The sequence below is a fragment of the Streptomyces sp. NBC_00631 genome, assembly GCF_045206895.1.
GTDB lineage: Bacteria > Actinomycetota > Actinomycetes > Streptomycetales > Streptomycetaceae > Streptomyces.
This window is the reverse complement of the sequence record NZ_CP107734.1, coordinates 768380-783849: the sequence shown is the minus strand read 5'-3', so window position 1 is coordinate 783849 and position 15470 is coordinate 768380. Positions and strand designations below refer to the sequence as shown.

Here is a 15470-nt window from a genome sequence, read left to right as displayed (position 1 = left end):
GCTCATTCCTCCCCGTTCGCTTCGAACACGTCCAGTTCCGCGGCGAGCAGCGCCGCCACCTCGGAGTCGTCCAGGTGGGCCAGACCGGAGTCCGGATCCGGCGGTGCCGCCGTCTCGTCGGGCGGTACGACCGCGGCGCCGCGGCCGTCGGACAGGTCCCGCTCGCCGGTCGCCCCCGTGCCGCCGGGCAGCAGCCGGGACAGCAGCTGGTCGGCGAGCGCGCCCGCCGTGGGGTGGGCGTACACCAGGGTTGCCGAGAGCCGGATGCCCAGTGCGGACTCCAGCCGCCCCCGCAGCTCGATCGCCATCAGCGAGTCCAGGCCCATGCTGTGGAAGGGCGCGTCGGCCGCGACCGTGCCGGGCCGCGCGCTGAGCACCTGCGCGACCTGGTCGGTGAGGAAGTCCAGCATCACCTGCCGGCGCTGTGCCGGAGCGCCGGCGGCCAGGATCTCCGCGCGCACCGCCCCGGGCCGGGCACTGGCGGTGCCGGGCGGCTCGTCCTGCCGGGCCGCCAGCAGCGGGGCGAGCAGTTCCCGGGCGGACGGCCATACGCCCGCGGCGGCGAGCCGGGCCGGGTCGAGAGCCGTGGCGGCGAGCTGCGGCCGGTCGCCGCACAGGGCCGCGTCCAGCAGTTCGAGCCCCGTGCCCGGCTCCAGCGGCGGCACGCCCCGCGCGGCGAGCCGGTCGGTGCCGCCCCCGGTCGCGGCCAGGCTCGCACCGGCCCAGGTGCCCCAGGCGATGCTGTGCGCCGGCAGTCCGAGGGCGGCCCGGCGGCGGGCCAGCGCGTCCAGGAAGGAGTTGGCGGCCGCGTAGGCGCCCTGCCCCGGTGAACCGATCAGCCCGGCGAGCGAGGAGAACAGCACGAAGAATTCGAGCGGTTCCTCCCGGGTCAGCTCGTGCAGATGCCAGGCGCCGACCGCCTTGCCCGCGAAGGTCCGGTCGAGGTCCCGCGGCGACAGGTCCGGCAGCAGCGCGTCGGCCAGGACGCCGGCCAGGTGTACGACCCCGCCGATGGGAGGGCGGGCCGGGCCCGTGCCGGGGTGCGGACCGTGCAGCGCGGTGCGCAGGCTCTCCGCGTCGGAGACGTCCGCCCGTGCGACCCGTGTCTCGCAGCCCGTGGCACGGAGTTCGGCCAGGTGCCGGGCGACGGCGTCGGAGGGAGCACCCCGGCCGATCAGCAGCAGATGACGGGCGCCCCGGCCGGCCAGCCGGCGGGCGACCCGCATGCCCAGCTCGCCGAGGCCGCCGGTGAGGACATAGGTGCGGTCGGCGCGCGGCGCGGGTACCTCGGCCAGCGGGTCGCGGGCGGCCTCGCGCAGCACCGGCGCGGTGAGCGCGCCGCCCCGTACGGCCAGTTGGGTGGCGGGCTCGGCCGCCAGCAGCGCGGCGGTGGCCGCGTCCAGGTCGCGAGGTGTCGGGTCGCGGTCCAGGTCCACCAGCGAGCAACCCGGTTCGGGGAACTCGTTGCCGACGGTCCGGCCGAGTCCCCACAGCCCGGCCCCGGCGGGCAGTTCGTCCCCGGTGACTCCGGTGGGGTCCTGGGTGCCCGCGGTGAGCAGCCACAGCCGGGGTGCGGCGTGCCGCCATCGCCCACCGGTGACGGCCCGGACCGGTTCCAGCGCCGCCGCCGTGCGCGCCGCCTCGTCCCGTGCGGTGGCGCCCGGCCGCACCGCTGCGGCCCTGGTGTCGACGATGCCGCGCAGTGGGCCGTCCCGCTCGGCGGTGGTCAGATCGCCGAAGCCGGAGTCCGCACCGGGCCGGCGTGTCTCGCAGCGTGCGCCGGCCCGGGCGAGCCGCTCGGCCAGACCGGCGGCGGTCCCCAGCGACGCGTCGTCGGCCAGGAGCAGCCAGCGTCCGGGATCCGGCGCGGCGGGGCCGCTGTCGTACGGCGTCCAGCGCACCTCGTACAGCCGGCCGTCCTCGGGCCGGCGGCGCGGGGCGGTGAGCCGGACCCGGAAGCCGGTCGCGGACCAGACGGGGGTGCCGGTGTCGTCCAGCACCGTGACGTCGGCGACGATCCGGCCATGGCCGGCGTCCAGGAGCCGGGCGTGGCACCAGCCGGTGCGCAGGGGCGCTCCCTCGGTGGCGCTCCACACGGTGTCCGCGCCCACCGGCAGCGGCAGCGCTTCCTCCTGGCCGGGCTCGGCGGTCGCGGCGGCGACGGTGTGCAGGCAGGAGTCGAGCAGGGCCGGGTGCAGCGGCGGGGCGCCGGCGTCCAGTCCTTCGGGCAGCCGGACCCGGGCGAGTGCCTCGCCGTCGCCGACCGTCAGCCGTTCGAGAGCGCGGAACCGGGGGCCGTACCGCAGCCCGGCCGCCGCCAGCCGCCGGTAGTGGTCGTCGACCGGCACCTCGGTGACGCAGCGCGCCCGGATCGCGTCCAGGTCCTCGGACCGTCCCGGGGGAGCGCCGCCGGGTACATCGCCGAGGACGCCCTCCGCGTGCGTCACGGGGCGGCCTTCGGACGGGCAGGAGACCACGGCGAAGTGCTCCCGGCCGTCCGGTCCGGGCCGGATACCGATCTGCAGCGGCCGTTCCCGCTCCTCGTCCAGCGGATACGGCTGGGCGAACGACACCTCGTGCAGTGCCACCGGCTTGCCGGGCGCAGCCACCGTGGCGGCCTGGGCGGCGGCGGTCAGCCAGTAGGCGCCGGCGACCAGCGGCACGTCCTCGACCACGTGGTCGAGGAGTTCGGGCGCGGTGTCCGGGCCGAGCGGCAACTCCCACAGCCGCAGCGCCGGTTCCGGGCCCACCGGCACGCGCGCGCCCAGCAGCCGGCCGCCGGGCGGGCGGGCGGCCGGGCGGCGCCGGTCCTCGCCGAGCCGGGCGATCGCGAAGTGCTGGTGCCGCCAGCCGTGCCGGGCCAGCGGGGTGTGCCGGGCGGTCCCGGGGTACAGCGCGCTCCAGTCGACCGGCACCCCCGCGGTGTACAGGTTGCCCACCGCGGTCAGCAGGGAGCGCGGTTCGTCCTCGTCGCGGCGGAGCGAGGAGACCACGAGGGTGTCCGCGCGGCCGGTCTCGTCGAGGTGGTCGGCGACCGGCCGGGCCAGCACCGGGTGCGGGGCGATCTCCACGAAGGTGTCGCAGCCGTCCGCGAGCAGCCGGCCCAGGGCGGGTCCGAAACGTACGGGGGCGCGGACGTTGGTCACCCAGTAGTCGGGGCCGAGTTCGTGTCCCCGCACCGCCTCGCCGGTCACGGTGGAGTACAGCGCGACCTCGGTGTCCCGGGCGGCGAGGGCGGTGAGCGCGGCGCGCAGCCGCGGCTGGAGAGGCTCGACCTGAGGGCTGTGGGCGGCGAACTCCACCGAGATCCGGCGGGCGAACACCCCCCTGGCGTCCAGGCGGGCCACCACGTCGTCCAGGGCGGCCGGGGTACCGGACAGCACCGTGGCGCGCGGGCCGTTGAGCGCCGCCACGGACAGGTCGCGTTCCCGGCCGGCGATCAGCGCGGCGGCCTCCTCCTCGCCCAGTTCGACCAGGACCAGCCCGCCGAGCCCGGAGATCTCGGTGAGCAGCCGGCTGCGTTCGCACACCACCGCGGCGGCGTCGGCCAGCGTGAGCGCGCCGGCGGCCTGAGCGGCGGCGATCTCGCCCATGCTGTGGCCGATCACCGCGGCCGGCCGCAACCCCCACGCACGCCAGGTCTCGGCCAGCGCGACCTGCATCGCGAACAGGGCGGGCTGGACCTCGGCGGTGCTCTCGGCGACCAGGCCGTGCTCGTCGCTCCACAGGGAACGCCCCAAGTGACGGGCGATCGCGGCGTCCGCCTCCCGGACGGCCTCGCGGAACTCCGGCACGGTCAGGGCGAGCCGACGCCCCATCCCGGCCCACTGCGAGCCCTGGCCGGGGAAGACCAACGCCACCTTCGGCCGGTGCCGGGCGATCCGGCGGGCCGGTACGGCGTGCGCGCCGCGTTCGCCCGCGGCGAGCGCTTCGAGCGCCTCGGCGGCCTCCCGCGCGTTCGCGGCCACCACCGCGGCCCGGTGCGGGGCGTGCTCGGCGCGGTGGGCGGCCGCCGCGCCGAAGCGGGGCAGCCAGCCGGTGTCGCCCGTGGCCGACCGGGCCTGGGCCGCCCAGGCGGCGGCGCGGCGCGGCAGCGCGTCGGCGGAGCGGGCGGAGAGGGGGATCAGCCGGGGCGGCGCATGCGACCCGTCGGGAGCCGGGGCTGCCGGGGGCGCCTCGGGTGCGGCGGACAGCACCAGATGGGAGTTGGTGCCGCCGAATCCGAACGAGCTGACGCCTGCCGGGGCCGGGGTGCCGTCCGCCCGCAGTGGCCAGTCGACGGTGTCGGCGACAACGGTCACCGGGACGCCGTCCAGGCCCAGCAGTGGGTTGGGCTTCTCGTAGTGCAGGGTCGGCGGGATCCGCCGGTGGTGCAGGGCGAGCGCGGTCTTGATCAGCCCGGTCACCCCGGCGGCCGCTTCCAGGTGGCCCAGGTTGGACTTGACCGAGCCGATCCTGAGGGGGCGTTCGGCCGTGCGACCCGCGCCGAGCACACCGGCCAGTGCGGCGACCTCGATCGGGTCGCCGACCGCGGTGCCGGTGCCGTGTGCCTCGACATAGCCGACGCCGCTCGCGGGGAGTCCGGCCGCACGGTACGCGGCACGGAGCACGGCCTCCTGCGACGGGCCGTTCGGCGCGGTCAGTCCGTTCGTCCGGCCGTCCTGGTTGACGGCGCCGCCGCGGATCACCGCGTAGATCCGGTCCCCGTCGGCGACGGCGGCGGAGAGCGGTTTGAGAACCACGACGCCGACACCCTCGCTGCGCACATAGCCGTCGGCCCGGTGATCGAAGGGTTTGCAGCGCCCGTCGGCGGCCATCAGGCCGCCCTGGCTGAAACTCAGGGCGATGCGGGGGCTGGTGATGACGTTGACCCCGCCGGCCAGCGCCAGCTCGGCCTCGCCGCCGCGCAGTGCCTGGCAGGCCAGGTGGACCGCGACCAGGGAGGACGAGCACGCGGTGTCCACCACCAGGCTCGGCCCGCGCAGGTCGAGGACATAGGACACCCGGTTCGCGACGATGCTCAGCGCGCCGCCGGTCCCGTCGTAGGGCTGGGTGTCCGCCAGCGAGCCGAACATGGCGGTGCCGTGGTCGAAGCTGGACACGCCCATGAAGACACCGGTGCGGGAACCGGACAGCCGGTCGGGGGCGATCCCGGCGTCCTCCAACGACTCCCAGGCGACCTCAAGGGCAAGCCGCTGTTGTGGATCCATCCGGGCGGCTTCGCGTGCGGCGACCCCGAAGAACTCCGAGTCGAAGCCCGCGACGTCGGCCAGGAAGCCGCCCCAGCGGGCGTTCACCCGCTCCGGCGCGGACCCGCCGGGATCGTCGAACACCGTGGGATCCCAACGGTCAGCGGGTACCTCGCCCACAGCGTCCACACCATCGGTGAGCAACGTCCAGAAGGCCTCCGGGCCTTCGGCACCGGGCACCCGGCACCCGATCCCCACGACGGCGACCGGCTCGCCGCCTGCCGCGGCGGCGCCCGCCCCGACACCGCCCGCCCCGACACCGGCCGGCCCTCCGGCCTCGGCACCGGTACGTGAAGCCGACTGCCCCCGGGCCCCGGCACCGCCGCGTGATGTGGTCGGTTCCCCGGTCTCGGCAGCGGTCCTGGGGTCGCTCAGTGCGGCCACGTGGGCGGAGATCGCGTCGATGTCCGGATGGTCGTAGGCGACGGTGGGACCCAGTTCCACGCCGGCCCATCCCTGGAGCCGGTCGGAGAGTTCCAGCACCTGCATGGAGGACAGCCCCAGCGCGGTGAAGGGGAGATCCGTCGGTATGTCGTCGGCGGGCAGGTGCAGCAGTTCCGCCACGGCCCGGGTGAGCCAGTCGGAGATCCGGCGCTCCACCGTCATCGCGTGACTCCCTCAAGGGCACGGCCACCCGGCTCACGGGCCGGGGTGAACTCGCCCTGCTCGTAGGCGGTACGGCACCAGGCGCGCTGGATCTTCCCGCTGGACGTCTTGAACGTCGAGGCGGGCGCCACGAGGTGGATGTCGTCGAGCTGGATGCCGTGGTCGGCGCTGACCGTCATGGCCACCTGACGCCTGATCTGCGCCAGTGTGGGCACGGCGGGCGGAGCCGTCCCGCCGGCCGCCCGCCAGCTCCCGGACGGGCGGATCACCTCGGCGACCAGGACGACCTGCTCCCGCCCGTCGCGCTCGACCGCGAACGCGGCGCAGCAGCCGGGCCGGATCCAGGGGTGGGCCGCCTCGGCGGACGCCTCGATGTCCTGCGGGTAGTGGTTGAGGCCGCCGACGATGATCATGTCCTTGAGGCGGCCCGTGATGTAGAGCTCGCCGTCGAGGAGGACGCCGAGGTCGCCCGTGCGCAGGAAGGGGCCTTCGCCGGTGTCGGCCAGCCGGGCCCCGAAGGTCTCGCGAGTGGCGTCCGGGCGGCCCCAGTAGCCGAGCGGGAGGTCGGCGCCGGACATCCAGATCTCGCCCACGACGCCGTCCTCGCAGCCGCGCAGGGTGGCCGGGTCGGCGATGACGAACCTGCGGCTCAGCCGGGCGCGTCCGACGCTGATCATCGTGTAGTCGTCGCCGGGTACCGCACGGCCTCTGCGCAGTTGTTCGCGGTCGACGTCACGGGTGAGGGGCGGTTCGCCGCGTACTCCGCCGGAGGCGACCAGGGTGGCCTCGGCCAGCCCGTAGCCGGTCTGGAGCGTCTCGGGGGCCAGCCCGTGGGGGGCGTACGCCGCGGAGAACGCCTCGAAGGTGGCGGGCCGGATCGGCTCCGCACCGCTGAAGGCCACCTTCCAGCTGCTCAGGTCGAGCTCGGCCCGGTCCTCCTCCGAGACGCGGCTGACGCACAGGTCGTAGGCGAAGTTGGGGGCGCCGGAGACCGTGCCGCGGTAACGGGTGATCGCGCGCAGCCAGCGCGCGGGGCGCTGCACGAAGGCGGCGGACGGCATCAGTACCAGATGGGCCCCCAGATAGGACGACTGGAGCACTTTCCCGATCAGGCCCATGTCGTGGTACAGCGGCAGCCAGGAGACGATCACGTCCTCGGAGGTCATCCCCATGACGGCGGAGAACATCTCCTCGTTGCGCAGCAGCGCCCGGTGACTGACCATCACGCCCTTGGGCAGCGAGGTCGAGCCGGAGGTGTACTGGAGGAAGGACAGGTCCTCGGCCTCGATGCGCGGCGCCCGGTAGCCGGACGCCTCGCTCACCGGCACGGTGTCGACCTCGATCCATTCCAGCGCCGCGAGCTCCGGTGAGAACTCCCCGACCGGTTCACGCAGTGCGGTGCCGCTGCCGGTCAGGACGGCGCGGGCGCCGCAGTCCTGGGCGATCGTCCGCAGGGTGGCGACCTTGCGCGGATTGCGCAGCGGCAGGGGCGGGGCGACGGGGACCGCGACGACGCCTGCGTACTGGCAGGCCATGAAGGCCCGGATGAAGTCGGCGTTGTCCACGGCGAGGATCAGCGCCCGGTCGCCGGCCCGCAGCGAGCGCTGCAGCCGGGTGGCGGTCGCCCGCGCCAGCAGGTCGAGCGCACCGTGAGTCAGGACGTCGGATTCGTCATGGCCGTTGCCCAGGATGGTGTAGGCAGTCTCCGCGCCCCGCCGCTGCGCGTTTTCCGACAGCAGTGCAGAGATGTTCGGAGCCTTCAATGGCGTTTCCAATTCCCCGCTCCCATAGGTGCTCGAAGACGGCACGGCGATATCGCACAGGAAAACGACTGGGCGCAGTTGCCGCGCGGTGAGGGTACGGATTCGATCCCACCCGGCGTCGGCACCACTTGGCCCGCGCAGGCCCTGAGCGGGCCTCGCGCGATCGTCCCGGAAAGCCGCGTTCAAATGACTTGGCTCGGACTCGTCCGCCCACCGGACGGACACCTTCGCGACGATATCCGTCCGATACGTCCGACGTCAACATTATCCGGAGAATTCCGTGTCCGCGGTTTTCCGGTGACTTAAGCCGTGAGCTATTACGGTGACTTAAGCGGATGGAATCTGCGGTGACTTAGGGGAAGCGATTGTTGGACAGCTTTCGCATCGCCCCGTAGAGCAGCAGATAGCCCCACAGCTCCTGCTCGATCATTTCCGGGGAGCGGGAGCGGAACGCCTTCTTCGGTGACCGCCGCAGGGCCTGGAGCTGGCCGGCGGCCCGCACGAAGGACCAGCGGTCCGCGTGCAGACCGCGCAGTTCCGCGGCCGGTGCCACGGCCGGGTCCAGCAGGGTGGTGGCCAGCCGCGGCCCGCCGCCGGGGCCGGCACCGATGACCCGCACCCGGGCCGCGGGCGCGGCCGGGTCCCCGGGAGGCGGCAGCCGGTAAAGCCAGGAGCCGTCCGGGAGCCGGCTGACCGGCTGGGCGGGCAGGGAGTCGTCGGGGACGCTCCAGAGCAGGTCGACGCCCTTGGCCACGGCGGTGTGCCAGAGCCGGGGGCAGGCGTACTCGCCGTCGGCGAGAAGCAGGTCGCCCAGGCCGAGCCGGTCCAGCAGCTGCGCGGTCGCCACCGGCCGGCCGGGCGCGGCCGGGTGGATCTCGGCGCCCAGCAGCAGTCCGGTGCCGTCCTCGGCCAGCACGCTGACCCGCAGTGCTGAGGAGGCCGCGCCCGGCTGGCCGTCGTCGGCGACGGCGGCCGGGTCCGGAAAGTCGGAGGCGTTGGTGACCCGCCCGTCCAGCGTGCGCAGCCGCCAGCCCCGGTAGCGGGTGCCGTGGCCGCCGCCCGGCGCGGACAGCCGGGCGGCGTCGGCGAAGAGCGCTTTCATCGGCTCCACGCCCAGCCGCATCCGGGCCCGTGAGACGGCCGCGGTCGAGGGCACCGTGCCCAGTTTCAGCGCCTGGCCCGGAATGGTCAGGGGCAGGCTCTCGGCCAGGAGCCGGGCCACGGCCTCGTACGACTCGTTCGGGAACAGGCACATGATCAGTACGAAGTAGACCATGATCTGTGGTGGCAGCAAGCGATTGCGCATACCCAGTCGACCGCACCTGCGGATCGCCCGCTCAATCATCTCCGGTGGGTAGACCAGGGCCAGCATCCCGATCGCCAGCCGGTCGGATAAGCGCTCCTCGGCTATCTCGTTCATCATTTCTCCCCCGTGTCTCCGGCGGCGGAATCCACCGTCGGACAGAATTTCCTGCCGCTTCCTCTTCCTCTTTCTGCTCGGGCCGTGATCCGTTCGGTCGGGTCGTCGGCCCGAGTCGTCCTGCCGCGTCCTTCGCAGCTTCTCGGGGTGCGCCTTTCGGAATCAAGTGGCCCCGCCGAACCGGCGCAACCGGAATTCGAAAAATCCGGCCGGTCGACCCGCTTCCGTGGGTCCGGACGGGACGACCTGACCCGGCCGACGAGCACCGGTTCGCGCAGCCGGCCCGGTCGGCGGACCTCTCTAGGGCTCGCGGCCGTGCGACCGTGCGAGCGGGTCCCCGTCCTCGGCCGACGCCGGGGCGGCAGCGGTGCGCCCCGGCTCGCGGAGCCTGGGCAGGACGACGGTACGCAGCAGCAGGAAGGTCAGCTCGTGCGCCAGATGGCGGCCGGTGAACCCCTGGAGTCTGGCCATCGGGCCGGGCACGGCGATCCGCCGGCCCCACCGGGCCGCACGCAGTCCCGCCCTGGCCACCGCCTCGGGGGTCTGCCAGGCGAACCAGGTGCGCTCCTCCAGTTCCTCGGCGCCGCCCACCGACATGAACTCGGTGCGCACCGGGCCGGGCGCCAGCAGGGTGCAGCTGACACCGGTGCCGCGCAGTTCGCCGTGCAGGGACTCGGCGAAGGTGTTCACGAACGCCTTCGTCGCGGCGTACGTGGCCGCGGTCGGCACCGGCTGCATGCCCGCCGTGGACCCGGTGATGAGGATGCGTCCGCTGCGCCGGGCCAGCATCCCGGGCAGCACGGCGAAGGTGAGGTCGTGCACGGCGACGACGTTCACCTCCACTTCCTGCGCCTCGCGCCGCGGGTCGCTGCCGGCCAGCGGACCGCAGGTGGTGAACCCGGCGTTGTTGGCCAGCATGCCGATCTCCAGCGTCGCCAGCTCACGGCACAGGTCGGCCCGCTCCGCGCGGTCGGACAGGTCGCACTCGCGGACCACCACCTCCACGCGGTGGCGCCGGCGCAGCTCGGCCGCCAGGTCCTCCAGGCGGTCCTTGCGCCGGGCCACCAGCCGCAGACGATGTCCCCGCCCGGCCAGTTCGGTCGCGAGGGCGGCGCCGATGCCGGACGAGGCACCTGTCACCACCGTCCACTCGCGCCTGGCCGAGGCGGCGCGGCGGCCGATCACGACCGCACCGGGGCGTGCTGGGACAGCTCCGCGTCCAGGCGGGCGGCCGCCGCGTTGCCGGCCCGGGTGCAGGCCTCGATGGAGACTCCCCACAGGTAGTCACCGGACAGCTCCAGGCCGGGCAGGCCGCGGACCGCGTGCTCCACATCGGAGAGGAACTCGCCGTGGTAGGGCAGATAGGCGCTGTAGGCGGCGGGCCAGATCCTGCCCACCGACCGGATCGGCCTGGCCCGGCTGACACTCATGTAGCGGGTCAGCCGCCGCTCGGCGTCGGCGACCCAGGTCTCCAGCTGTTCCGGGGACAGTTCGGTGTTGCGGGCGCCCCGGCCGCTGAAGGTGTAGCGCACGATGTGCCGGTCGTTCATGCCGTAGGAACCGGCGTTGCTGCACGGCCCGTCGTCGTGGATGGCCAGTGCCCGTACCTGGGAGCTGAAGACGGGCCGGTCGTACTCGACGAGCATCACGCTGGAGGGGTTGTAGCGCACCTCGGACAACCGCTTGCTCAGGCCGGGCAGTTCGTCGCGGACGATGTCGGCCGCGCTGTAGGCGGGCACGGCGACGACCACGCCGGCGTACTCGGCGTCCTCCGCGTCCTTGCCGTGCTCCGCCAGCCGGAGCCCGGCCAGCCGTCCGCCGCGCACCAGCAGTCCCTCGACGGTGGTGTCGAGCCGTACGTTCACCCGTCGTGAGAAGGCGTCCAGGGCGGGCTGGATGCTGTCCACGAGCTGGTCGTAGTGGTCGAGCAGGAGAGCCAGGTTGGTGCCGAAGGTGCCCAGGTAGACGTCGTCGGGCTCGGCGCCGTTCATCCGGACCGTCATGGGGCGCAGCAGCGACTTGACGATCTTCTCGCTGAAGTGGGCGCTGAGCGGCTCGTGATCGTGGGTGCGGGACAGCTCGGTGAAGTATTTCGAGCCCAGGAACTTGTTGGACTCGTCGGCACGGATCCGGGCCGTCATCGCGGCCAGCCGCACCAGGTCGCGCGGGGTGGCCATCCTGCGGATGCTCGCGAGGGAACGGCCGCGGCGGGTGCTGTCCAGGGTCAGCACCTCGTCCTCCTTCATCACGGAGGTGTTGATGCCGAAGGACTCCCACGCGTAGGTGCCGAGGCTGTCGAGCCAGGAGCGGAACGCGGTGTAGCGCCTGCCGATGTTCTTGCCGCCCATCATGACCGGCCGGTCGCCCAGAGTGGCGACGCCGAAGCGGCCGCCCAGCCGGTCGTCCCGTTCGATCACGTCGACCTCGTAGCCGGCACGCTCCAGCTGAAGCGCGGCCGACATGCCCGAGATGCCGCTGCCTACCACCGCGACGCGGACTCCGTCTCCGACTGGGTTTCCCAGCATGGTTCATCACTCCAGGAACGGGTGGGTGGATCAGAGGGGATGATCAGCGCGCTGTTCCTTGAGGGACGGGTGGTCAGCGGGTTTCCGCCTCGGTGGCCGTCCCGGACTGCCAGGCGGGCAGGCGGTTCTCCACGAACGCGGCCACGTCACCGCCGATGACCCGGCGGTGGGTCCGGAGGTCCTCCAGATAACGCCTGAGCGCCGACTGGGTGGAGCGGCGGCTGACCAGGGCGAGGAACAGGGCCCGCTCCATCGCCAGGCCCCGGCCGAGGCCGCTGGAACCGCCGCGGTGCACGGCCTGTTTGACCGCGCGGACCGAGCCGGGCGGCCGCCGGGCCAGCCGGGTGGCGGTCCGTGACGCGTACTCGGTGACCTCGTCCGCGGGCACCACGTGGTGCACGAGTCCGGCCTCCAGGGCGGCGGCGGGGGTGAACAGCCTTCCTTCCAGGAGCTGTTCGAGCGCCCGCCCGGGCCCCACGGTCCGGGCCAGCAGCTGGCTGCCGCCGCCCCCGGGCAGCAGTCCGAACGCGATCTCCATCAGTCCGATGCCGTACCTGCCGTCGCTCATGATCCGGACGTCGCAGGCGAGCGCCAGCTCGAACCCGCCACCGAGCGCGGTGCCGTCGATCGCGGCGACGTACACCTTGTCGCTGTTCTGGATCCGGCGCACCACGTCGTGGAAGGCGAGCAGCGCCTGCAGTCCGGCGACCGGGGTGCGCTCCAGGAGGCCGCGCATGCCGGGCAGCCGGCCGAGCGCGCCGACCAGGCGCAGCGGTGCCGGGGCGAGGCGCGCGGGCACCTCCATGCCGCCGGCCTCGGCGCCGGCCAGCAGTTCCTCGATGTCGTAGTGGCCGATGAACACGCCGGGCACCGCGCTCGCGAGCACCACCGCGCGAACGGTGGGATCCCGGTCGGCACGGGCCACCGTGTCGGACAGTTCGGCCAGCAAGTGGCCGGTCATGAAGTTGAACGGCTCGTTGCGCACCCGTACGGTGAGCACGGCGCCGTGCCGCTCCTGCGTGAGCAGACTCATCGCGGACCACCTCCGGTCACGGTCGTTCGACATTGGCTGGAGCCCCGTTCGGTCGCCTGTCCGGTCACACCGGTTGTTCGACCTCCGCCGTCAGCGCGGCCAGTACCTCGGCCGCCGCGCGTTCACCGGAGGCCACGGCACCCTCCATGCCGCCGTAGTCCTTGAGCACGGTCTCCGAGCCCGCCCAGTGGATCGGGCCGATCGGCTCGGCGAGCATCCGGACCGCGCCGTGCATGGCGCCGATCGCCGGCAGGCCGAAGTAGCCGCCCCGCGACCACGGGTCGGAGGTCCAGTCCTTCTCGAAGTACAGGTCGGGCGAGCCGGCCTCGGGTCCGAAGAGCCGCGCGAGGGTGCCGAGCACCGCCTGCCGGCGCTCGCCGGCGGGCAACGCGGCCAGATCGCGGGCGCGGCCGCCGGGCGCGAAGGCGACCAGGACACCGGCCGCGCCGTCGCCGGGCGCCGAGTTGTCGAAGACCGCCGTCAGCGGGCCGTGGGAGGTCAGCGCCTTGCCGCTGAGGCCGTGCTCCCGCCAGAACGGGGTGCTGTACACCGCCGACACCTTCGTCACCGCGCCCATCGGCAGGCTGCGCAGCGCCACCGCCCGGTCGTGCGGCAGCCTGGGTTCGAAGGAGATCCGGTCGGCGAGCTGGGGGGCCAGGGCGACGACGGCACGCCGTGCCCGCACCCTGCCGCGGGCCGAGACCGCCTCGACGGTGCCGTTGCCGCGGACCAGTTCGGTCACCGGCGCCTCCAGCAGCACTCGGTCGCCGAGGCCGGCGGCCAGCCACTGCGCGACGTGTGCCGCGCCGCCGGTGATCCGGTCCTGGATCTTGGTCGTGGTCAGGTTGTCGAAGCGCCCGGTGCTGCCGATGTACATCAGCGCCTGCAACAGGTTGATCCGGTCCGGCGCGGTGCCCCAGAGGGTGGTGAAGGCGACGTCGAGCAGTTCCCTGCCCTCGCGGCTGCGGACGTTGCCGTCCAGCCACTCGCCCACACTGTGACCGTCCAGCCAGTCGGCGCGCGGTGCCCGCCAGGGGGCCCGGACCGGGACCGACCCGACCATCCGGTCCAGCTTGAGCCGGGCGAGGCCGACGTCGAGCAGCGCCGGGAGGTTCAACGGCGGCAGTGCGCCGCGCTGGCGGCGGATCCGACCCGCGATCTCCATCAGGTCGGTGCCGCCGGTGTGGTTCCGGAAGAGCGCCGCCCCGGCCCGCCCGGCGAGCGCGCCCATCCGGGCGTTGCCCTCGGCGAGCCACTGGCCGCCCAGTTCCACCACGGCGCCGTCACCGATCGGTTCGCTCAGGGTGCGTCCGCCGACCCGGTCACGTGCCTCCAGGACCAGCGGTTCCAGTCCGGCCCGCAACAGCGCGTCGGCCGCGGTCAGTCCGGCCAGCCCGGCACCGATGACGACGACGTCCGCCTCGCGCGGGGCGGTGCCGCCCGGTTCGCTGTTCTTCTCCGCCGTCATGACGTCAGTCCTCCAGCCGCCGGTCGGAACCGGCCGGTCCGTGTGCGGGCGCGCCACGGTCCGCGAAGTCGTAGTGGACGCCCGTGGCGTCGGCGGAGAGCTCCCAGAGCCGGGCCGCGTCGCGCTGGTCGCGCGCGCGGTGATGCGGCCGGGTCACGCCCGGCGAACCGCGGTAGCCGCCGAGGCCGCGCGGCCCGACGAAGACGCCGCCCGGCAGGTCGGGCAGGGTGGCCGCACACAGAACGGGCCGCGCTCCGGTGCGCGGGCTGACGGCGAAGAGCGCGTTGGAGCAGGCCATCACGGCCCGGGTCACCGCGCCCTGTCCCGTCAGCTGGAGATTGGTCGAGGCGTAACCGGGGTGGGCGGCGATGGCGCGCAGGCTGCTGCCGGCGGCGGTGGCGCGCCGGTCGAGTTCGCCGGTGAAGAGCAGGTTGGCCAGTTTCGACTGGCCGTAGGCGCCGTACCGGCTGTAGCGGTGCTCGCCGTGAAGGTCGTCGAAGTCGATCCGGCCCAGGGTGTGCAGGGTGCTGCTCACCGTGACCACGCGGGGCTGCGGGGCGTTCAGCAGTGCGGGCAGCAGCAGTCCCGTGAGCGCGAAGTGGCCCAGGTGGTTGGTGCCCAGCTGCAGTTCGAAGCCGTCGGCGGTGGTGAGTCGCCGGGGCACGGCCATGACGCCGGCGTTGTTGACCAGCAGGTCGAGGGTGTCGTGCTCGGCGGTGAGCTCTGCGGCGAAGTCGCGGACGGATCCGAGATCGGCGAGATCGAGCCGACGGACCCTCAGGCGGGCGCCGGGGACAGCGTTGTCGATGGTCCGGGCCGCCGCGTCGCCCCTGGCGGGGTCGCGGACGGCGAGGATCACCGTGGCGCCGGCCAGGGCCAGTTCGCGGGCGGTGACCAGGCCGATGCCGCCGTTCGCACCGGTGACCACGGCCAGCGTGCCGGTCAGGGCGGGCATCCGGTCCGTGGTCCAGTCCCGCGGGATGGTGTGCGACGTGCTGAAGAACGATGCGCCGGTGCTGGTCGGCGGCATGTCGAAGCCTCCAGAGCGAGGTGGGGAATCCTGCCGGTGCGGCTGGTGCTCAGCGGGGCGCGTCGTCGGCGGGAGGCGGGTGTCCGATCCGTTGTCGCACCGTTCGTCCGACGGACTCCGGAAGCCGATCTGCTTCCGGGCGCGGTGCCAGTGACACGAATCCCCCCTCGGCCGTCCTGCGTTGCGACGGATCCACGGTCGTGTTCAGGGGAGAGCGTGCCATAGCTCCCGAGTCACGTGTCAAGCACTTTACTCCTTGCAATTGGTATACGGCCGTTCGTTGATTGTTAAAGAACTCGGTGCCGGTCGCGACCGTTCGGAGCGGGTGGCGACCCTGCTCAAAGGCGGTACCGGCGCGCGCCGCGCCCGGAGGGAT

At 73.8% G+C, this 15470-nt stretch carries 8 protein-coding genes; all 8 read right to left on the bottom strand.

Annotated features, from left to right (window positions below; genetic code table 11):
• Positions 1–2 precede the first annotated feature (2 nt).
• The 8 genes from OHB00_RS03740 to OHB00_RS03705 all read right to left on the bottom strand — a co-directional run bounded on the left by OHB00_RS03740 (position 3) and on the right by OHB00_RS03705 (position 15094).
• Positions 3–5855, bottom strand: coding sequence for an SDR family NAD(P)-dependent oxidoreductase (locus OHB00_RS03740; RefSeq protein WP_406431168.1), 5853 nt, complete (start codon positions 5853–5855; stop codon positions 3–5).
• Positions 5852–7618, bottom strand: a complete 1767-nt coding sequence (locus tag OHB00_RS03735) for a fatty acyl-AMP ligase (protein WP_406431166.1) — start codon at positions 7616–7618, stop codon at positions 5852–5854. Before OHB00_RS03735 ends, OHB00_RS03740 begins: the two co-directional genes overlap by 4 nt.
• A 352-nt stretch (positions 7619–7970) precedes the next feature.
• Positions 7971–9041: a transposase domain-containing protein gene (locus OHB00_RS03730; protein ID WP_406431164.1), complete on the bottom strand. Its 1071-nt coding sequence runs from the start codon at positions 9039–9041 to the stop codon at positions 7971–7973.
• Positions 9042–9338: 297 nt separating this feature from the next.
• On the bottom strand, positions 9339–10223 hold the full coding sequence (locus tag OHB00_RS03725) for an SDR family NAD(P)-dependent oxidoreductase (RefSeq protein WP_406431162.1): 885 nt from the start codon (positions 10221–10223) through the stop codon (positions 9339–9341).
• Complete coding sequence (locus tag OHB00_RS03720; RefSeq protein ID WP_406431160.1) at positions 10220–11563, bottom strand: protoporphyrinogen/coproporphyrinogen oxidase; 1344 nt, start codon at positions 11561–11563, stop codon at positions 10220–10222. The genes OHB00_RS03725 and OHB00_RS03720 overlap by 4 nt, the downstream gene beginning before the upstream one ends.
• Before the next feature lie 73 nt (positions 11564–11636).
• Entirely contained in the window at positions 11637–12596 is a 960-nt protein-coding gene (locus OHB00_RS03715; RefSeq protein WP_406431158.1) for an enoyl-CoA hydratase/isomerase family protein, read from the bottom strand.
• 64 nt (positions 12597–12660) lie between these two features.
• Positions 12661–14064, bottom strand: a complete 1404-nt coding sequence (locus OHB00_RS03710) for a flavin monoamine oxidase family protein (protein WP_406431156.1) — start codon at positions 14062–14064, stop codon at positions 12661–12663.
• 4 nt (positions 14065–14068) lie between these two features.
• Complete coding sequence (locus tag OHB00_RS03705) at positions 14069–15094, bottom strand: oxidoreductase (RefSeq protein WP_406431154.1); 1026 nt, start codon at positions 15092–15094, stop codon at positions 14069–14071.
• Between the last annotated feature and the right edge of the window lie 376 nt (positions 15095–15470).